The sequence below is a fragment of the Sphingomonas rubra genome (assembly GCF_900115745.1).
GTDB classification, from domain to species: domain Bacteria; phylum Pseudomonadota; class Alphaproteobacteria; order Sphingomonadales; family Sphingomonadaceae; genus Sphingomonas; species Sphingomonas rubra.
Genome location: NZ_FOXP01000009.1, coordinates 1 through 19,381, shown reverse-complemented (window position 1 = coordinate 19,381; position 19,381 = coordinate 1). Strand labels below are relative to the sequence as shown.

18 protein-coding genes, 1 tRNA gene and 1 pseudogene are annotated in these 19,381 nt (G+C 63.3%); 9 read left to right on the top strand and 11 right to left on the bottom strand.

Annotated features, from left to right (window positions below):
- Positions 1–45 precede the first annotated feature (45 nt).
- On the bottom strand, positions 46–792 hold the full coding sequence (locus BM145_RS11620; RefSeq protein ID WP_093333823.1) for a DUF1134 domain-containing protein: 747 nt from the start codon (positions 790–792) through the stop codon (positions 46–48).
- 117 nt (positions 793–909) lie between these two features.
- Here BM145_RS11620 and BM145_RS11615 point away from each other — a divergent pair.
- From BM145_RS11615 to BM145_RS15755, 3 genes are all read left to right on the top strand, one after another.
- Positions 910–999, top strand: a tRNA-Ser gene (locus BM145_RS11615).
- Positions 1,000–1,933: 934 nt separating this feature from the next.
- Positions 1,934–3,394 carry a DNA modification methylase gene (locus BM145_RS11610; RefSeq protein ID WP_093333822.1) on the top strand — a complete coding sequence of 487 codons (1,461 nt, stop codon included), beginning with the start codon at positions 1,934–1,936 and terminating at the stop codon, positions 3,392–3,394.
- Between the two features lie 86 nt (positions 3,395–3,480).
- Entirely contained in the window at positions 3,481–4,044 is a 564-nt protein-coding gene (locus BM145_RS15755) for a DUF5681 domain-containing protein (RefSeq protein WP_143090180.1), read from the top strand.
- 166 nt (positions 4,045–4,210) lie between these two features.
- Here the strand turns inward: BM145_RS15755 and BM145_RS11600 are convergent, their stop codons facing one another.
- Positions 4,211–4,585, bottom strand: coding sequence for a hypothetical protein (locus BM145_RS11600; RefSeq protein WP_143090179.1), 375 nt, complete (start codon positions 4,583–4,585; stop codon positions 4,211–4,213).
- Positions 4,582–5,769: a hypothetical protein gene (locus tag BM145_RS11595; protein ID WP_093333819.1), complete on the bottom strand. Its 1,188-nt coding sequence runs from the start codon at positions 5,767–5,769 to the stop codon at positions 4,582–4,584. The genes BM145_RS11600 and BM145_RS11595 overlap by 4 nt, the downstream gene beginning before the upstream one ends.
- A 112-nt stretch (positions 5,770–5,881) precedes the next feature.
- Between BM145_RS11595 and BM145_RS11590 the strand changes: the two genes are divergently transcribed.
- Together BM145_RS11590 and BM145_RS11585 are read left to right on the top strand one after the other, a co-directional pair.
- Positions 5,882–6,112: a helix-turn-helix domain-containing protein gene (locus BM145_RS11590; RefSeq protein ID WP_245739291.1), complete on the top strand. Its 231-nt coding sequence runs from the start codon at positions 5,882–5,884 to the stop codon at positions 6,110–6,112.
- 64 nt (positions 6,113–6,176) lie between these two features.
- Entirely contained in the window at positions 6,177–6,377 is a 201-nt protein-coding gene (locus BM145_RS11585; RefSeq protein WP_093333818.1) for a hypothetical protein, read from the top strand.
- Positions 6,378–6,459: 82 nt separating this feature from the next.
- Here the strand turns inward: BM145_RS11585 and BM145_RS11580 are convergent, their stop codons facing one another.
- From BM145_RS11580 to BM145_RS11570, 3 genes are all read right to left on the bottom strand, one after another.
- Positions 6,460–8,118 carry a recombinase family protein gene (locus BM145_RS11580; protein WP_093333817.1) on the bottom strand — a complete coding sequence of 553 codons (1,659 nt, stop codon included), beginning with the start codon at positions 8,116–8,118 and terminating at the stop codon, positions 6,460–6,462.
- Positions 8,115–8,294, bottom strand: coding sequence for a DUF2924 domain-containing protein (locus BM145_RS16405; RefSeq protein WP_143090178.1), 180 nt, complete (start codon positions 8,292–8,294; stop codon positions 8,115–8,117). Before BM145_RS16405 ends, BM145_RS11580 begins: the two co-directional genes overlap by 4 nt.
- A 234-nt stretch (positions 8,295–8,528) precedes the next feature.
- Positions 8,529–9,068: a DUF3489 domain-containing protein gene (locus tag BM145_RS11570; RefSeq protein ID WP_093333816.1), complete on the bottom strand. Its 540-nt coding sequence runs from the start codon at positions 9,066–9,068 to the stop codon at positions 8,529–8,531.
- Between the two features lie 268 nt (positions 9,069–9,336).
- Between BM145_RS11570 and BM145_RS16075 the strand changes: the two genes are divergently transcribed.
- Both BM145_RS16075 and BM145_RS11565 read left to right on the top strand, forming a co-directional pair.
- Positions 9,337–9,495 (top strand): hypothetical protein, encoded by a 159-nt coding sequence (locus BM145_RS16075; RefSeq protein WP_177200185.1) that lies wholly within the window; start codon positions 9,337–9,339, stop codon positions 9,493–9,495.
- A gap of 51 nt (positions 9,496–9,546) precedes the next feature.
- Positions 9,547–9,945: a hypothetical protein gene (locus tag BM145_RS11565; RefSeq protein ID WP_093333815.1), complete on the top strand. Its 399-nt coding sequence runs from the start codon at positions 9,547–9,549 to the stop codon at positions 9,943–9,945.
- Between the two features lie 526 nt (positions 9,946–10,471).
- Here the strand turns inward: BM145_RS11565 and BM145_RS11560 are convergent.
- The 4 genes from BM145_RS11560 to BM145_RS11550 all read right to left on the bottom strand — a co-directional run bounded on the left by BM145_RS11560 (position 10,472) and on the right by BM145_RS11550 (position 15,439).
- On the bottom strand, positions 10,472–10,801 hold the full coding sequence (locus BM145_RS11560) for a hypothetical protein (protein WP_143090176.1): 330 nt from the start codon (positions 10,799–10,801) through the stop codon (positions 10,472–10,474).
- A gap of 65 nt (positions 10,802–10,866) precedes the next feature.
- Positions 10,867–11,190, bottom strand: coding sequence for a hypothetical protein (locus BM145_RS15740; RefSeq protein ID WP_143090175.1), 324 nt, complete (start codon positions 11,188–11,190; stop codon positions 10,867–10,869).
- Between the two features lie 468 nt (positions 11,191–11,658).
- Positions 11,659–14,274, bottom strand: coding sequence for an AAA family ATPase (locus tag BM145_RS11555; protein WP_143090174.1), 2,616 nt, complete (start codon positions 14,272–14,274; stop codon positions 11,659–11,661).
- A gap of 52 nt (positions 14,275–14,326) precedes the next feature.
- Positions 14,327–15,439 (bottom strand): Fic family protein, encoded by a 1,113-nt coding sequence (locus tag BM145_RS11550; RefSeq protein WP_093333812.1) that lies wholly within the window; start codon positions 15,437–15,439, stop codon positions 14,327–14,329.
- Positions 15,440–15,607: 168 nt separating this feature from the next.
- Here BM145_RS11550 and BM145_RS11545 point away from each other — a divergent pair, with 168 nt between their 5' ends.
- Positions 15,608–18,208 carry an HD domain-containing protein gene (locus BM145_RS11545; protein ID WP_218149658.1) on the top strand — a complete coding sequence of 867 codons (2,601 nt, stop codon included), beginning with the start codon at positions 15,608–15,610 and terminating at the stop codon, positions 18,206–18,208.
- Between the two features lie 359 nt (positions 18,209–18,567).
- Positions 18,568–19,017: pseudogene (locus BM145_RS11540) on the top strand (IS6 family transposase); the annotation flags it as partial.
- Between the two features lie 25 nt (positions 19,018–19,042).
- Here BM145_RS11540 and BM145_RS11535 read toward each other — a convergent pair.
- The coding region (locus tag BM145_RS11535) for an integrase core domain-containing protein (protein WP_143090173.1) at positions 19,043–19,381 on the bottom strand (339 nt) is incomplete at its 5' end.

The following is a 19,381-nucleotide window of genomic DNA, read 5'->3' as shown; positions in this document are numbered from 1 at the left end:
CGACGAGTTTCGTTCCAGGGGTCAATCAGTCAAGCAAGCGTGAACTTAAAACGGCAGCCACCGGCTCTTGTGCGTGATGTTCATGTAGCCGACGTTGACGCCCGCCCGCCAGCCGACCCCCAACCGGATCGGGATCAGCACCACGTTGCCGCGCCGCAGGTACGACGCCGCGAACCCGCCGATCGCGTACAGCCGGCCCTCGGCCGCGGGGAATCGGTGGAACAGCTCCTCCGTGTCGTAGAGGTTGTAGACCAGCACGAACACCTTGTTGGCGTCGCCGCCCACGTCGAAACCCACCGAAGGGCCCGTCCAATATACCGGCTGCTGCCCCTCCACCTTGTGCGTCATGATGCCGGAGCCGTAGCGCAGGCCGACGATGAACGCGCCCGATGCCTCGCGCCCGGCGATATAGGCGTTGGGCCGTCCCTGGTCCTTCAGGACGCGCTCGATGATGCCCGCCAGGCCCTCGGCACCCTTGCCGAACACCCCTTCGCCCGCCGCCATCAGGTCGTCGCGCTCGTAGGTTTCCGACGCGCGCGTCGTCGCCTCTGCCCGCGCTTCCTGCCCGCTCTGCACGGCGGCGGTCGGCGGCGGCGCGGTCGGGGCCTGCGGCACGGGTGCCGGGATCGATGCCGGCCGGGCCGGCTCGACCGGCGCGCGCTCCTGATAACGCGCGCCCGGCGCCAGATCCGCGTCGATCGCCTGGTTGGGGTCCACCGTGCGGACCTGCGCCGCCACGGGCGCCACCATCATCCCCAGCGCAGCCGCCAGCCCCATTGTTATCCAGCGCATGCCTGTCCCTCTCGTATCCACCCCCGACGTTAACCGCGAACCGCCTGTCCCCGCAATGAACACCGCCACGGTTGATCGCCCCACCGCACCCCGCTATAGCGCGCCTCTGCCGCATCCGGAGACGTGGGTGAGTGGCTGAAACCAACGCTTTGCTAAAGCGTCGTACGGGAAATCGTACCGAGGGTTCGAATCCCTCCGTCTCCGCCACCAAGTCTTCAAGCTTTTGCAATGCCACGGTTTTCGCCAATTTCAGGCGGCAGAACCGCGCAAATTCGCGGGTGTTGAGTTTGGTTCGGTACTGCAGAGAGTCAGCTGCAAACCAACAGTATGCATTTTCGCGCTCTGTTTCTCCATGTCAGACCGATCCGGTACGAAATCTGACTTGAGCGATTCCGTATCGATGGTTCGAAGGACGGTCCGCTCCGCCATTTAGTCCTCCGATCTTATATCTAAGCGGCTTGGCCGCGCAGAACCGGCGCAGTTCTGCGGCCTTGAGGTCATCCGACGGTACCAGAGAGACTGGTGGTAGAGCGCCGTCCGGCTGTTTTGAAGGCCATCTTCTCCACGCGGCTGGTGGGCAGTACCGCTAACCTCGGACAACCAGTTAGACGCCATAATTTTGTTTGTGCGCATCGGCGCGCGACTGCGTCCATAAGCTCAGCACCAGGTAGCGTTCGACATCGGCAGAAAACCGCCGCTTTCAACGGCGATCAGAGTCGGTCCCAACCTCGCTGCCTATCGGCAGCCCATTCTCCCAAACAGGTCGATAACCGGAGCATATCTGGGCGATAACTGGTAACAACCGGTGACGCTGCGTACCCGCCTGTCGAGGGCGAGGCAGGCAGCGATGAAGACGGATTGTACAGGCGGGCACCATCCAGGTGGTAGGCGGCTGGCGGGCAGCACCTAGCAGCGCGTCAGCGTGACTAAATAGTCGCGCTAACTTTTTTCTCCGGCTTACGTTTTTTGGCTTGCCGTATCTCTACGGCGCCCGTTTATATGGTGCAAGCCAGCACTGCTGGCGCGTCACTCAAGGAAGAGAACGACGAACTTGTTTTCCGCTTTCGGGCGGAGACTGGATCGTGTCTCTTCCGGAGGCAGGCCGGTCTTCGTTCCCGAGGCAACTCGAGGAGGAAGAACGATGACGAAGACTGCTACGGGGGGCGCCCTTAAGAACGCGTTGTTGATCAAGACCGCTACGCGCAAGGCCTCGCTGAAGGTGGCGACCGAGACATGCGGCGTGGCGGCCAAGGTTACTCAGAAGGATCTGCTGCCACTGCTCACCGTCGAGCAGCGCCCACTTGGCTCACTCAAGCCGGCTACGCAGCGGGTACGCAAACCCAAGCCATCGTTGGTCAAGACGCTCGTCGCCAACATCGCGGCCAATGGCTTCGTGGTGCCGGTGCTGGTGCGTGGCGACGAACTGGTCGACGGCCATAGCCGGCTGGAGGCCGCCAAAGCCTTGGTGCTGCCGACCGTGCCGGTGATCGATCTGGTCCATCTCAGCCCCGCTCAATGCAAGCTGGTCATGGTGGCGGTGAACCGCACGGCTGAGCTGGGTGAATGGGACCTCGATCACCTCCGCGAGGTCATCATCGAGCTCGACGCTGATAGCTTCGATCTGAGCCTCACGGGCTTCACCATGCCTGAAATCGACATCATCAAGCTGGACGGCGAGCCTGACCCTTCGTCAGCGCTGAACGAGGTACCCGAACCAACGTCGCTAAACGTCACTATGGTGGGCGACCTCTGGCAGCTCGGCAAGCACTTGCTGCTGTGCGGATCTGCGACAGAACAAGACAGCTACAATCTACTGCTCGGCGCCGAGCAAGTGATGATGATTTTAACCGATCCGCCGTACAATGTTAAAATTGACGGTAATGTAAGCGGCCTTGGCAAGAAGAAGCACGGCGAGTTCGTCGAGGCCACGGGCGAGATGTCAGACGCCGCTTTCTTGGAATGGCTGTATAAAGTTTGCTTGCTACTAAAGCAACATCTATCTCACGCAAGTGTCGCGATGTTGTTCATGGATTGGCGTCATATCGGCGATTTGATGAGCGCCGGTAGAAGTGCCGGCCTTAGCCTCATCAACATGGTGGTATGGGACAAGCAGCGCGGGGGCATGGGTGGCGTCTATCGCTCCGCGCATGAACTCGTGGCCGTGTTCTGCAATGGCAGTATGACACCGGCGGTGAACAACATCAAGCTGGGCGCCAACGGTCGCGACCGTACCAACCTGTGGAGTTATCCGGGCGCCACCACCCCTGGCAGCTCGGCGGCTAAGATGCTGGCTCACCATCCCACACCCAAGCCGGTCGAATTGCTGGTCGACGCGATGCTGGACGTGACGCATGCCGGCGACCTCGTCCTTGATCCGTTCCTTGGCTCGGGGAGCACCATCATCGCTGGCGAGGAGTGTGGGCGACGCGTTCGCGGCATCGAACTTGACCCTAAGTACGTCGACGTCGCGGTGCGCCGCTGGGAGCAAGTCACCGGCCAGCGCGCAGTGCTCACCGCTACCGGCCAGTCGTTCGCCGCGGTCGCCGAGGAACGCTCCGGCGGCGATGTCGACGCTGACACTGCCAAGGCTGGCCATGGCTGAGCGGCGGTAGCGATCAAACACTACCAACAAGTTCATCAACAAGCCAGCCGGGGGGGCGCGGCTTCAGCAACCGGGGGATCATCATCGTGTCTACCACGCACCACAACGGTCATAGCGGCAACGCCAACCACCACAGAAGCGGCGACGATCGTCGCTCATCACCTGAAGAGGAGGGAGCGACTCCCCGCCCCACCAGGAACCAGCGCGGACAGTTTGCTGGCGGCAGCCACAACCCAAAAGGTCGACCGAAGAAGCTGCCTCCGCCAACCTCGATGGGCGAGGCTGCCGCGCGCGCACTAATGGAACCGGTGAGTGTCACCATCCAGGGCAAGGTGATCAAGATGCCGAAGTACCAGGCGCTCGCCCACAAAATGGTCGCCAACCTCATCAATGCCAACCCGGCTGACATGAGCCGCCTCTTCCGTATGCTCGAAAAGGCCAACGCCTTCGATGAGCTCAAGCATCAAGAGGCAATGCAGGCCGATGAACAGAACGGAAATGTGTGGACGGCTGAGCTTGAGGCTCAGTTCCAGGTCCTGGAAGCTGAATTTGCCTGCCAACCAGATGATGTGGGCACGATGCCCAGCGGAAACGTTCCATCTGGCAACGGTGACGGAGATCTAGCTCCTGGCAGTTTTCAAGCGCGCTGAAGGTGTCCGGATTACCTGATAAGGTTGGCTTTGGCGCCTACAGGCGCGTCACTATCGAAGTGTGGATGAAGCTGGAAAGTGAAAACGTTTTCACAAGGCACAATCCAGTGAAAACGTTTTCACTTCCACCGCTGAAGCTTGGGATCGTGGCAGCGCAACGGCGCCGCTAACCGGGCTTGTACTGCGACAGCGTCGTCGAGCGCTTCAGCGCCTCGATCATCATGGTGGCGAACCCTGGCGTGTACACCGACACCCAGGCCGCGGTCAGCGGCTCGAAGATGATGGTGCGGTCATCATCGACCATCTCGTGAACCACGAGTGCGCCAGCATAGCGGTGAATGGTGCGAAAACGCTTCTCCATCATCTGTACGCCCGAAGCATAGCCAACGTTGTAGAAGGAAAGGTCGAACGCTCGTCCGCCGAGCGCCTCGAGGCCGTGCACCTCGACCGGAGAGCGATACGGCTCGTTGCCGTAGCCGGGATACATCGTCATCGCGTACCAGCCGCCTGGCTCGAGAGTGAAGCGCGGCGTCTTCGTCACGCCGCGTCGTCCTGCGCGGTGCGAGCCGCGGCGAGCAGCTCGGCGATGATGTCGACCCACGCGTCCTGATGCTTCGGCAGCAGCGCAGAAACGAGTGGCGCGCCACCTGTCTGGGCGAGCAGCCTGGGTGTCGGCGTAGCGGCGACCTTGCCGCCGATCAGGTGGGCGAGCTGCTGATTGTACCGGGTCGCCAGTGCGACCGGCACGCTGTTGCTGAGGTAATCGGTCCACAGCTGCCCTGACTTCGAGATGCTGCTCAGATTGACGAGCTTGGGGCCGCCGACATCGGCCTTGAGGCTGAGTGATGCCTTCTGCTCGGCGACGACGCCGAGCGGCGCCAGCCGGGCGACGAAGGCGGCGAGTGCCTGCGGCAGCGTCGGGTCAACGGCGGCGAGCTGCTCGAGGAACATGGTGCCGGTGAGCGTTTGCGGCGTGGCGCCCGGTGCGCTCGTCGGCACCGGCAGCACCTTCGCGACGCCCTGCTCCACCCTGACGATGCCGCGCTCGACCAGCACCGTCTGGAGGAGTGTGCTGGGCAGACATAGCCAGCGGCCCGCCTCCTTGTCCTCCCACAATCCCAGCTCGACCAGTGCCAGGCTGAAGTGCGCACCGGCATGCGACTGGAGCAAGGAGGCGAGCGCGCGTGCCTCGGCGCGGACACCGTCGCCGACCGCGAGCGCCAGCAGGCGCCCGCGAGCGAGGTTCGCCGACACCGCGTCGATGAAGTCCGCCTCGCTGCCCGCGTCGGGATGGTCCTTGAACAGGTCCCACAGCGTACTCGTGATCCGGGTCGGCCTGGCCTTGGCGAGCGCCTGCTCGAAGGCTTGATAGTCCATGGTCATGAGTGCTGCGACATAGTCGAGGAGCTGCGCCACCATCTCGCGCCTGGCCTGCGGGTTCTTCCACAGCTTGACCTCGATGAGGACGATGTCGCCGCGCGGTGTCAGGAACAGATTGTCGATGAAGCCGTGCGCGCAGGGCACCTCGCAGGCAATCGGCACAGCATCGGCGAAGGCAGGCTCGATGCGGCCGAGCGGCAGCAGCTCGGGGTGGCTCTGCACCAGCATCTGCAGCCAGGCCTCGTTATACTCGCCCGTACCCAGCACGACGCGCGCAAGCGCGGTGCCGCCCACCCCCGGCGTGATCATCACCGGCGTACCGGCGGCATCTCTCATCTGGACCATGGCCTCTCCCTTGTTACTCATCGGAGACAAGGGAAAGCTTGGAAGCGGGGATCAAGTCAACGCCATTGTTACTCATCAGCTGTAGATCAATGAGCATCATCCAGCGCTCAAGATGCGCGTGGACTTACGCGAGCGCCTCGGTCGGAACGTACGTGCCCTGCGCGAGGCGCAAGGCTGGAGCCAGGAGGAGTATGCCGACCGCTCCGGTCTTCACCGCACCTATGTGAGTGCCATCGAGCGCGGCCGGCGCAATCCGACCATTGACGTCGTCGAGCGGCTCGCCGCGCCCTTCGGGGTGGAACCAGGCAGCCTTTTGGGCGATCCGGGCAAGCAGCTCGACTAGATCGCCGCTGCCGGAAAAGCTGGCGGTCGACTTCGGCGCCCTCCCGTGCGCGTGATGCGTCACCATGACCCAGGCCGATGACGTGCAACGCTACCTTCTCACCCTTGCCGGCATGGTGCTGGAGCATGCGAGTGCCGTGCTGCTCGACGAGCGAGCAGACCAGCCGGTCGTTGCCCGGCTCGACGCGCTGCGCCAGGCGCGCCGAGACCTGGCCGCGCTGGAACGTACTGCTGCTCTGGTCGCTCGGCATGCTCCGCTGGACTAGGAGCGTGGGAGCTTCCCCGAGCGCAGCGCAACGGTGCCAAGCCTGCTGCGGTCCGCTTGCCCTATTGCATTCGCACCTCTGACTAGCTGGCGGCGAGAAGCGCTGTCGCCTGCGCCTTCCAATCAGGCGAGATAGCGCCCTCGACGGTCAGGCTGCCGCCGGTCACCCCGGCGCGCTGGCGACCGGCGAGGATCGCCTCGGTGACAGCGGGCGAGAGGAAGGCGAGCCGCAGCACACGCGTGGCGTAGGAGGCGGTGACGCCTTCGCGCCGCGCCAGTTCGGCAACCGCGATCTCGCCGACGCGCAGCACCTGCCACCAGCGCCGCGCCTGCGCCACCAGCCGGACGAGCGACTTGTCCGCCACCGCGCGGGTGAGCACGCCATTGTCGTGGACCAGCCGGAGCGTCCGCCCCGATCGGGTCAAGCGCGCCGCGCATGCCAGCACGATGGTGTCGGGCCCGGCGACCGGCTGCTCGACGCCTAGTGCCGCGGCGAGCGCCGGCAGATGAACGGTGACGCCGATCTCGCCCGCGCCGACTTCTACCCGCGTGACCACCGAAGCGACGAGTGAGGGGCGCCTCTCGCCGAGCTCTACGGACAGCGTCGTGCACCGTGCGGGCAAGGCGTTCAGGAGGTGTGGCGTCACCGTCAGCGACATCGCAGTCGCCAGTCGCAGCGGATCAGCGAGCAGCGTCGCCAACCGCTCGGTCACAAGGCTCTCCAGCTCGCGCGCGGGCACGCGCAGCCCGGTGTCGCTGCCGCCGTGATGGAGAGCGCGGCTGACATAGTAGCGATGTCGCACCTTGCCCTTGCAGGCGTGCGTCGCGATTAACGGCTCGCCTCTGTCATCGACGATCTTGCCGGCGAGCAGGCTGGTCTCGGTCGCGTTCACGCGCCCGCGGTGACCCTGGAGATGGTCGGCGAGCATGGCTTGCGTGGCCGAGAACGTCTCCTCGTCGATGATGGCAGGGTGAAGACCGGGGTAGACCTTGTCCTTGTGCCCGATCTGACCGCGGTAGATCACGTTCTTGAGGATGCCGTAGAGCTGTCCCCGCGTAAACGAGCCGCCACCGAGCGGCTTGCCGGCGATGCTGACTCGCGCCGGCACGGTGATCCCCTGCCCTGCCAGCTCCTCCTGGAGCAGCCGTACGCTGCCGAGTGCGAGATAGCGGGCAAACAGGTGTCGGATGAGCGTCGCATGCTCGTCGACGATGGTGAGCGTACGGTCGTTCGGCGCGTAGCCGAGCGGTGGGGTGCCACCCATCCACATGCCGCGCGCCTTCGAGGCGGCGATCTTGTCGCGGATGCGCTCGGCGGTGACCTCGCGCTCGAACTGCGCGAAGGACAGCAGCATGTTGAGCGTGAGTCGGCCCATGCTGGTCGTCGTGTTGAACGACTGGGTCACCGACACGAAGCTGGTGCCCGCCGCATCGAACGTCTCGACCAGCTTGGCGAAGTCGAACAGCGAGCGGGTCAGCCGGTCGACCTTGTAGACGACGATGATGTCGACGCGGCCCGCCGCCACCTCGGCGAGCAGGCGCTTGAGCGCGGGCCGCTCCAGCGTACCGCCGGACAGGCCGCCGTCATCGTAGATGTCGGGCAGCGCGGTCCAACCCTCCGATGCCTGGCTGAGGATGTACGCGCCGCACGCCTCGCGCTGCGCGTCGAGGCTGTTGAAGCTCTGCTCCAGCCCCTCATCCGACGACTTGCGCGTGTAGATGGCGCAGCGAACCTGTTTCATGCGGCGGCCGCCTTCTTCTTGAGGCCGAAGAACGCCGGACCCGACCAGCGCGTGCCGGTGATCGCGCGCGCGACCTCCGACAGCGAGCGCCACTCGCGCTCGTCCCAGCAGATCACGCCGTCGTCACCGACGGTGACGACGTGCACCTGTCCCTGCCACTCGCGTACCAGCCGCATGCCAGGAGCCGCATTCTGCGTGCGGGTCTGCCCGCGTGCCAGCTGGTCGAGCGCCTGGGTGACGCCGCGCGGGTGCCCGCCCCCCTGCCCTCGCCTGGATCTCCCAGGCGAGCGCGAGGCGGAGCAGCTTGGGGCTGATCTTGGGCGCGGGACCGCCGACCAGCGTTCGCCAGCGCTGCCGCAGGTCGGCGGAGGTCAGCAGCTCCAGGCGGCCTAGTTCGCCGGCGACGTCCATCACGCCTGCTCCGCGATGTAGTAGCATGTCTCGCCGTGGCGCTTGGTGCGCACGATGCCGTGTCCCTTCTTGCGCAAGCCGGTGAGGGCGGCGCGCGTGGTATGCGGCAGCCAGCCGGTCGCCTCGATCAGCTCGGACAGTGTGGCACCATCGGTGCGCATCAGCAGGCCGAGCACCAGTGTCGCCTTGCTGGTCCGCTCCGGCGCTGTAGCATCGCTAGGCTCATCGACCGACGACGGAGCCTGTGCTGCCGCACCGTCGATGTCCGTGGCGACCGACCCACTCGGCTCGACGCCGATGGCGCGCGCTCCGGCAGGCGTGAGGTACAGCGCGTAACGCAGGTCACCATCGATGCGGTGCACGGCGTCCTGGTCGCTGGTCTGGCGCTCCTCGACCAAACCGCGCTTGCGCAACGCGGCCAGCGCCTTGCTGGTGCCGCCGCCCGCCTTGATCGTGTCAGGCAGCGGCAGCACGCTTCCATCCTCACGCTGCGAGGCGGTCGAGAGCAGGATAGCTTGCGTATCAGTGAGCTTGATCATGATGCTGGTCTCCGGTGGAAGGCAGCACCGTTGCTGCTCCCACCGGCCGCAGCCCCGGTGAGCGGTCACTCAGGGCTAAGTGGGCGACTCGCCGCCCTTGTTCGTGTGCAACCGCTGTCGCTCTGGAACAGCAGCAAGTCGAATGGATTGTGCAGCGGCATACTGGAAACGCACGCCAGCTAGGCAAGCACTGATGCTGAGATAGCCAGCTTCCATTAACGCGGCGCGCATAATTCGCTGCTACCCTGACCATAAACGAGGAACATCGATGTCCGAGACGGCAGCGGCATTACTTCAGATCAGAGACCTGCTGGATGAAGCAATCCTGTGGGCCGAGGCAAATGGCGACACACTGTTGGCCGTGCGGCTGGCAGAGGCTCACCATTGCGTCGAGGAGCGCATCGACGGGAACACTGACACGGCATAGTGATGGAAATTAGCGTGGAACCAGCCTGCGCGGGCGGTTATTTAAGCCGATATGAGCAGCGCACGGGACGAGAAGGTCTGGGTTGCCGAGGCGATCCTACGCTATCGGAGCAAGCGTGAGGAGGTTCTGCCGTCCACGCTCTTCGCCGAGCAACCCTGGGAGGCATTGCTCCACCTCTTCATCGCCGACGCCAACAGCAAGCGCCTCGATGGTCATGACCTGGCGCGACTGACCAGCACCAGCCCTGCGATCATGAGCCGCTGGATCAAACACCTCAACCACGCGAACCTGATCGAAGGCGACGGACACGGCGAGATGGATACGGTGCTGGTGCTGAACCATCGCGCGCTCGATGCAATCGAGTTGTTCCTCGCCCAAATGCAGGAGCTCGGTGAGGAGTTCACCGTCGTGCATAGCGGGCGAAAGGCAGCGGACGGTAAGTCGGTCTAGGCGCCCGGCTGCTCGTTTCGGATGACGAGCAGACGGCGAGCAATGGTGGAGAACGGAGCGGCCGTTCTCGGGTTTCTGATCTTAGCCGCCGTTCAATCCGGCTATGTCTACGTATTCGTCTTGCTTACGACCGCGCTGCATTGCACCATGGCGATGCCTTTCAGGCATCCTCTCTTACAAACTTCGGGCCGGCCCTACGCGCCGGCCCTTTTTGTGCGGGTCGGCCATCGAGGTAGCAGCAAAGCGGTCAGCTAGAACCGCTGCCAACACCGCGATGGCGCAGCAGCGGCTCCCGCATCCTCCCAGCGGTGACGGTGTCAGGATCGTAACGTCCCGACTCTCGTGTGGCGTACCCTAACCGGTTCACGGTCAAGTGGAAGTGGTCAGGTCGGACGTCGATGATCTCGCGATCGGTGATCAATGCGACCGGGTAAGCTGGCAGAACTGATCCGTTGGTTCTTCGCGGCGGAGATGAACTGACATGGCGCGATACCACCTGCCGAACTTCATCTGTTTGTCGGCCAGCCTATCTACCCTGCCCTGAGATAACCGTCGAGGCGATCAACTCTGCTCCTTGTCCAGCCCACCAGTTATCCATCAGGAGCGCGCCGATGCCGGCGGAGAAGCGAAGATCGTCGCGGCCGAAGGCGTCGCGAATGGCATAGTACTGCCGCTGATCAGGAAGGAACGTGCCTCGCACGATGTCGAGCGAGGCGTCGCTAAGCGGTGCGACATCGAAGGCAGCAGGCGACGCGCTCGCAGGAACCGTCGGTAGGGTGATCAGCGCCGCCAGCGCAATCGGCCACGCTTTTCGTCCAAGATGCTGCATTGTCGCCACTCCTGCCAGCGGCGTCATCGGCCGCTGGAACAGGTACGGTGGCGCGGACAAATGGCTTCACTGCAGAGGTGATAATCGAGCAGCTACCATTTGATCAGGACTGCCGGCTCGCCGAAATCAGGCACCCAGCTGCCGCGCGTTTCTGCGTGGCGGAGTGCGGTCTTCTTGGCGGCGGTAACGTCACCGCCGCCGGCACTGAGTAGTCGGCTCCACGCGTCCACCTCGACCAGGATGACGAGCGAGCCTTTCTCCCAGTTCGCCGGAATACAGACATGGGGCGACTGGAACCATGATCCACGCTTGGAGATGGTCAGCGCTGGTAGTGCCGTTGTGCAAGCCGGGTTCGTCGCAGGTTGGGCAAATTCGCCGTCGATAGCGGTACTGGGTGCTCGCTGTGCTTGCGGCAAATCGCTCTCCTACGCTGTTTCGAGCCGGAGGTACGGTCGACGGTCGCAATTTGACGCGGAAAGGCGTTAAGGTTTCACGAAAAACTCGATCAGTTTTGCGCCGGACGCTCTGATCTGAAACAGCCACGCTGGCTACAATGGTCGGCGTGAGTGAATTTGGCGTCAATGCGCAAACGCCGGATCGCCAAACCACGTCTTGGACCCATCCTTCTGCGGGTCATGCAGCAGTCGGTCGCAAATTAGTAAAAGCTGAACCAACCAGCGATCGCGACCGGATCATTGTTCTGCGAAGCGTAGCTGCAGAAGGACTGCTTTGGTGGATTTCGGCCCGTCCGCTAACCGGCGCTTAGACGGCGTAAGCGGACGATTGTTCATGAAGCTGGCGATAGCACCTACGCGCCCTATATCGCGTTCGCGAGGCGGGGCCTGCAGCTCGTAAGCAGTCATTACCTCAGCGCGAAAGATGCCCTATCGGGCGACCTCCGCTTTCGGTGGTTGTTCCAAATTCTTGCGGCGTTCGCTCGCGGCTTGGCCCTTCTTTTTGTGGGTCGCTATAAAGCCTCGAAGTTCAAGAAGATCCGATTCCATCTGCTTATTGTCGGGCGCATCGATCTGTTTCGCGTTCGCCTGATCGTGCCCAGAGCGCTCGGAGGCACGTTTCATCGCGAAGAAGATCGTCCGATAGTCGTTGTCGTCGATATCGACCATCTTGAGGCTTTGCGTCTTCACGTCAGATCCAAATCGTTCGACCACGCCGCCCAGAACCACCTCTTCGACCGCACGCTCCCATGTTTCGCGGAGATCTGTATAGAATTGCTTCGCGCGACGGCGCAGCTCCTCGCTGTCCGAGGCTAGCCCATCGGGAATCGATTTGAGCTGCTCTTCCAGCGCCCGCTCCCGCTCGCGCACTTTCTTGGCAATCCAGGGTTGGTCATTGATGGACGCGAGACCAAATCCGTCCGCCGAGTGTTGAATGAGACATGGCAGAGCAGGAACTTGCGGATGGCGGTCCGCGCAGGCGCGAAGCACTTCCTGGTAGAACAGCAAATTGTGGGTGAAGATGATTACCTGTCGTCTGCGCCCCGCCTCAGCCACGAAGCGGTTCGCCACACGGCGGATACGCTGGTGATCGAGGCTGGTTACGGGATCATCGACAATGATGGCGCCCTTGCTCTCACTGACGTGCGCATCCGCTAGGAAACAAGCTATCGCGAGCGCTCGCTGCTCGCCCTCGCTCAAGACCGCCGCCTTCTTCGCGCGACCGACGCTCGCGAGCGCCATTTCGAAAAAGCTCTTGCCTGACGCGCTCTGCTCGGTGAATCGCAGCGGGACGTGGTCTATGCCGAGGCCTGTGATCTCGCGCTCGATCCGACCACGCAATTCGGGGGTGACGAGCTCGCCCCGTAAGGACGAGGCGAGGATCGAGATTGGACGCGTGCCCAACGCGGCCACGCAGGCAAGGTAGCGCTGACGGTCGGCGAGACCATCGCGTCGGGTGATTATCATCTCGATACAGCCGGCCAACGTCTCGCGGTCGCGCAACTCTTGCTCCACTGCAGTTGCAGCCGGATCGACACCACCTTCCTGCTCGAGCGTCACGGCGCGGGCGAGAAGATCATCGGCGGCGCGAGAGAGCGTGACGATCGCTGCGATTTCTGGTCGGTCACTGAGGGCGGATCTCCCTTCTAGGTGATCAATCAGGCGTTGCCGATGCTCATTCAACGCCCCGATCGCATCGGCCGCGCGTTCGACAATTGCGCGCAGCGCCTCGTCACTGGCGCGATGCTCGGCGACGGTTTGAAGGGCCTGTTCGGCAGTAACGAGATCGAGAGCGCGAAGCGCCGCTACGCGTGTTGCGATGGCGTCGTTAGCAGCACCCACCGCTGCGGCCGCCTCCGCCTCGATATAGGCGTCGAACGCGGCAAATCGGTCTCGCGCTTCCGCATCCAACGGCCGCTGACAGAGCATGCAGAGGTCGTCTATCTCGAACGCGCCATCTTCAGGCACGAGCCCGGCTTCCGCGGCGAACTGGCGTGCGAGACGAAACAACTGGCGCCAGGTGTCGCTGCCGGTGGTGGCGATCGGGAAGCGGCCAACTTGTTCGGCCGCGAACGCATCGGCAGCGACGCGCGCGTCGGCGCGTTTGCGCACGAGCTCCACATCCTTGTCGATCTCGGCCTGCCCGAGTGAGGGGATCGCGGCGATACCCTTGTCGGCGATCAGCTTGGCGACGTCGCCAAGGCGGCGGAGCGTTCTGGCCTGGGCGGCCGGGCCTTGGGCAAGCTGTAGTCGAACGTCCGCGAGCTGAGCGGCAGCGTTGTCGTCCCAGGCTGCCGCAGCCCGAAGCGCGTCGGCCGACGGTAAGTCGGCGAGCGCCGTTGCTGTCGTCAGCTTGGTGACGAGCGCTCCGGCCGTCGTAGTCAGGAAGAATTGCCCGCCGACGGCGCCGCTGTGGGCGGTGGTCAACGCGTCGGATGCTGTCTGACATTGCTGCGCGGCCAGCCCATAGAGTTGACCCAAAGTGGTCAGGCAGCGGACTTCCGGCGGGAGGAACAGGATCTCGGTCTTGTCTTCGACATAGGTGCGCGCGTTGGCGGTATCGAGGAAGGTCATGTGCGCACAGGCGCCGGGGAGAGCCGTACCTTCGACCCATTGATGCGCGACCGGATCGGCGTCCCCGGTCTTGATGGTGAATCCTACCGTCGGCGCCGCCTCATTCTCTTTGTAGACATTGCCCTGCAGCGTGAACGGAGTGCGCGACGTGCAGAGGCGGCGTGCCGCGCGGGCGTAGCCGCTCTTGCCCGAGCCATTTTCGCCGAAGATGATCGTCAGCCCGTCGAGCGCGAATTTGAGCTCCTGACCTGGGGCCAGTCGATCGACATGGTCGAGCGGGCCGATAGAGCACAGGAGAGCGTGGTCAGCAGCACCGCCATTCGGGACGAGGCAAGCTTCGTCGAAGGCTTTGCATTCCGGTTGCTCCTCGACGGCTATCCCGTGCGCCGCCTGGACCCGGATTGCGATGGCCGTGGCATCTTCCGCCGTCGGACCATCGGCCAGTGCTGCTCGATGCAGCGCATCGCCCACCCAGGCGCTTTGGCCTGCAAGCCAGTCCCCCAACTTCCCCACTTGACCCTCCTCAGCCGATCTCCTCGTCGGCTAGCGAATAACTTGTGCTCCGTCCGCCTCCCTCGTCACGAAGAAGGATTCCTTTGCCCATCAGATCTTGGATGTCGCGCAACGCAGTATCGTTTGATGTCTTGGTTAGCTTAGCCCATTTCGAGCTGGTGAGCTTGCCTTCGAAGCCATTCAACAGACGGTTTATAATCGCGCGTTGACGCTCGTTGATCGGGGCGCCTTGGTGCCGATCCCAGAAGCGGGCTTTGGCCAGCACCGTGGCGAGGGCCTGTTCGGAGCCTTCAAACGCCCGGCCGAGGCAGTCGAGAAACCAATTCAGCCAAGGCGAAATGTCGAGATCGCCTTTCTGCGTGCGCTCCAGAAGTTCGTAATAGGTCCGCCGCTCCGCGCGAATCTGGCTCGACATGCTGTAGAACCGCTGGGCGCTCTCGTCCGAGCGAGCCAGGGCAAGATCGGCGATCGCGCGCGCAATCCGGCCGTTGCCATCCTCGAAAGGGTGGATCGTCACGAACCAGAGGTGGGCGATACCGGCTTTCAAAACGGGATCGAGTTCTTGCCGACCCTCGAACCAGGCTAGGAAGACAGACATTTCGCCATCGACGGCGGGTGCTGCCGGCGCCTCAAAATGCACATTCTCATGACCGACAGCGCCCGAGACGACCTGCATCGGCCCATTTTCGTCGGTGCGCCACGCCCCTACGGTGATCACGGTCATTCCGCTGCGTGCGGTTGGGAACATGGCGGCATGCCAGTCGAACAGCCGCTGGGCGGTCAGAGGCTTGGCGTAATTCTGGGTGGCATCGAGCATCATCTCGACCACGCCCTCGACGTGCCGATCGGAAGGGATCAGGCCGGCAATGTTCATGCCGAGCCGGCGCGCAATCGAGGAGCGCACCTGCTGCTTGTCGAGATGCTCGCCCTCGATTTCGCTGGATTTGAGGATCGTCTCGGTGAGAGTGGTCAGGACAGCTTCGCTGCGCGACTCGAATCCGAGGGCACCCATGCGGCCAAGGAGAAGGCCCTGGCGGTGGCGCACGGCGGCGAGTTTGGTCGCGAGGGCGTCGCCACTCCAGCGGAAATGGGGCCAGTCGTCGCGTTCGTAGATGTAAGGCATATTCACCGCACCCTTTGCGGAGAATGTAGCGCTTAATCGCCGCACCGGCAAAGGCTAGTTTCCGCAAGCTATGCGGCGGATACGATCGCTATTCGCCGCAGGAGACGCCAGCGGACGCGAGACCGGTCGGCTTTCACCGCGAGGCGTTAGCACTATTCCGTTGCGACGATGAATGACCTGCTGTTCAAGACAACCATGTCGTTCAAGCATTCAGCACTCTGGAAGGCGGCCTTCGAGGCAAGCCGCACCGACGCCACTCCTGAAGAGCAGGCGCGCCTTGCCGGTTGCTACGACGCGATGCGCGCGCGTGCCAGCATGCTCGTCGCAAAGATCGCCAGCGATCTTCCCCACATGACCGTCCATGACGTCACGCACCTCGATGCCCTGTGGGAGATGGCGGCCATTGCCGCTGGCGAGAATGTCGAGCTCAACCCCGCCGAAGCGTTCGTCTTCGGCGGCGCGATTCTGCTGCACGATGCAGCGATGACGCTTGCGGCCTTTCCTAACGGGATCGCAGAGCTGCGCGAGCAAACCGAATGGCGCGATCTGCATGCGCGGTATCTGACATCTGTCCCGGCCGGCGACACGGCCGCCGCAAAGGAAGCCGAAGACCGCGCCACCGCGGATGCGCTCCGGCTGCTTCACGCCAAGCAGGCCGAGAACCTGCCGATGATCTCATGGACCGGCCCGCAGAAGCAGCCGATGTTCATCATCGAGGATCAGCAGGTCCGCAACTTCTATGGCCAGAAAATCGGGAAGATCGCCTACAGCCATCGGTGGGGTATATCGAGGGTCGAGGAGGAGTTGTCGGGCATTCTCGGTGCCCTGCCGGACGTGACGAATTGCACGGTCGATCTGCTGAAGGTGGCCTGCCTGCTCCGGGTCGCCGACGCGATGCACCTCGACCAGCGCCGGGCGCCAGCCTTTGAATTTGCGCTCGTTCAGCCCACAGGCGTCTCGGCGGATCACTGGAAATTCCAAGAGCGAATGGCGAAGCCGTACGTTCAGGCCGACGCGCTCGTTTATACGGCCCAACCGCCCTTCGAAGCCGCCGACGCCGATAGCTGGTGGACAGCGTTCGACGCGCTCCAAATGGTCGATCGCGAGCTGCGTGACGTCGATCGTGTGCTCCGCGACCGTCAAAAGAAGCCACTCGTCGTCCGGCGGGTCGAGGGCGCGCATTCTCCTAGCGATCTTGCCCGGACCGTCGAAACGGTCGGCTGGGTTCCGGTCGACAGCACCGTTCGCGTCAGCGACGTTCCCAAGATCGTTGCGACACTCGGTGGCAGTAAGCTTTACGGCGACAGCACTGCGGCGCCGATCCGCGAGCTGATTCAAAACGGCCTCGATGCAATCACCGCGCGACGACGGCTACAGGGACGTCCGCCCAAATGGGGCGAGCTCCAAGTGCTGCTTCAAAAGAGGGACGACGGATTTTGGCTCTGCTTTGAAGACAATGGCGTCGGGATGTCGCAGACCGTCCTGACCGGCCCATTGATCGATTTTGGCAATTCGTTCTGGAAGTCGTCGCTCGCGATCCAAGAGTTTCCCGGCCTGGCCGCCGCGGGCATGAAATCCCGCGGCAAATATGGGATCGGCTTCTTCTCGATCTTCATGCTCGGCGATTTCGTTCGCGTCATCAGCCGGCGTTACGATCGTGACACGCATTCTGCCCGCGTGCTGGAATTCTGTCACGGCCTTGGCTCCAGGCCCAATCTGCGCAACGCCGACCCCAAAGAGGTGCCGATGGACGGCGGCACGCGGGTCGAGGTTAAGCTCAACACCAATCCGTTCGACCCCGATGGATTGCTCTACCGGAAGAATCCTTTTTCAAAGGGACAGGTGGTCAGGTTGAGCCGAGTGATTGCCGCGATCGCCCCCGCCTGCGATGTGGCCATTACCGTCAGCCAGAACGATGAGCCTTTGCGCAATACTTCGGCTGGCGATTGGCTCGAGATCAACTCGGCCTCCCTCTTGAGCCGCATCACAGGGGGCAACGACCCCGACGACGATGATGAGCCTCTTCCGCCGGTTAAGGCGTGGGAGGAACTCGTGGAGCTGCGAGACGAAGATGGGAAGCTCTACGGGCGCGCACGCATCGATGCGGCAAATCAGTGGTCGACTTCTGGCCTGCTTACCGTCGATGGGCTGGCCGCGAGCAAGATCGGATTGGTTGCGGGCATTCTGATTGGTGTCGAGACCACCGCGTCGCGCAATTCCGCGAGCCCGATCGTGCCCGCGCCAGTGCTCGCATCCTGGTCGTCCGAACAGGCAATAGCGCTCGCCGCGGCCGAAATACCCGACGCGGAAAAAGCGCGAGCGGCTGCATTCGTTATGGGTTGCGGCGGCGACGTCGGGGAACTGCCGGTCGTCTGGTGGCAGGAAAATTGGATGACCGCTTCGCAGTTTGTTGAGGCCGTCGAGCCGCTCGATCGGCTGGAGGTCTACGAAGGAACCATCAGTCACGAGGATGACGACGACGTTACAAAGCGCGAGTTCGAATCTTCGTTTAAGGCCAGCACCAAGATCGCCCAGACCGCCGATGGAAGGTACGGCAGACTGCGCGACACCGACTGGATTTCTACCGTCACAAAGGGTGGCGGCTCAACGCCTCTCGATGTGATCGAGGCGCTGCTCTGCGAAGCATGGGGAAAGGTCGAGACCGAGGAAGACACGCTCGTCGTCGGCGAGTCCAATGGGACTGAAATCTTTCGAAACGTGGGTATCTACACCCCAATGTCGGAAGTCGAGGACGAGGAAGCCGAGTAACCGCGCCCAATTGTTCGCCGCACCGCTCGAAATAGTTTCAGATCGACGGTCCCGCCTCTGCGTCAGCGCCGTGAGCCGCCTGTAACTATAGCGAGCTCCTTCATCACGATCGTAAAGCTTCGTTCGTCGCAACAGAAATCGATCGGACGTTGACACAGGAAGCGACGATTGGTGCTATTCAGAAATAACCGACCTCTCTCGTCGCGCGCTTGCGCGCGAAGGAGGTCGCGCAGGCGGGCCACCTCGGAAAGGCGACGCCGCTCTTCCACGACAGGCCGTAGCGCCCGTAAAGCCTCGGCGAGGCCGGCCTCGTCCCTCGATGCGAGCTGATGGTAGGTCAAATCGCCGCTCGAGCGACGGTGGACGAGATGTACGTGAAGCTGAATGGCGAGATGGTCTACCTCTGGCGAGCGGTGGATCACGAAGGTGAGGTGCTCGAGAGCTACGTCACCAGAACCCGCGACAAGGCAGCCGCCCTCACCTTCATGAAGAAGGCGCTGAAGCGCCACGGTACACCTGAGGCAATCACCACCGATGGCCTGCGCAGCTATCGCGCGGCGATGAACGAGCTCGGCAATGCCGACAAGCAGGAGGTCGGCCGCTGGGCGAACAACAGGGTGGAGAACAGCCATCATCCGTTCCGACGACGAGAACGGGCCATGCTCCGCTTCCGGCAGATGAAGACGCTACAAAAGTTCGCCTCCGTCCACGCCAACATCCACAACCACTTCAGCCTGGAGCGCCATCTCACCGACCGGCAAACCTACCGGGAGAGACGTTCCGCCGCGCTGGCGGAGTGGCAAGTGCTCGCCAGCTATGCCCTGTTGTTGCCCCCTAAAGGCCTGACGGGTCCTCGCGGGTTTGCGCGATGTACTCGCGGGGTGATCGATAGCCCAGAGCGCGATGCGGATGCACCTCGTTGTAGTGGGCGAGCCAGCCTGGCAGCTGCTTGATGACGGTCTGGGCGTCCGGCCTGGGGTTCACGCGGACATAGTCGCGCTTGAGGGTGCGGACGAACGCTTCTGCCATGCCGTTCGACTGCGGGCTGCTGACCGGGGTGGTGCGCGGGATCAGCCCGATGTCGCGGGCGAAGGCTCGGGTGTCGCGCGCGACGTAGCAGCTGCCGTTATCGCTCAGCCACTCGATCGGCTCGGGCAGGCGGTTCACCGGTCC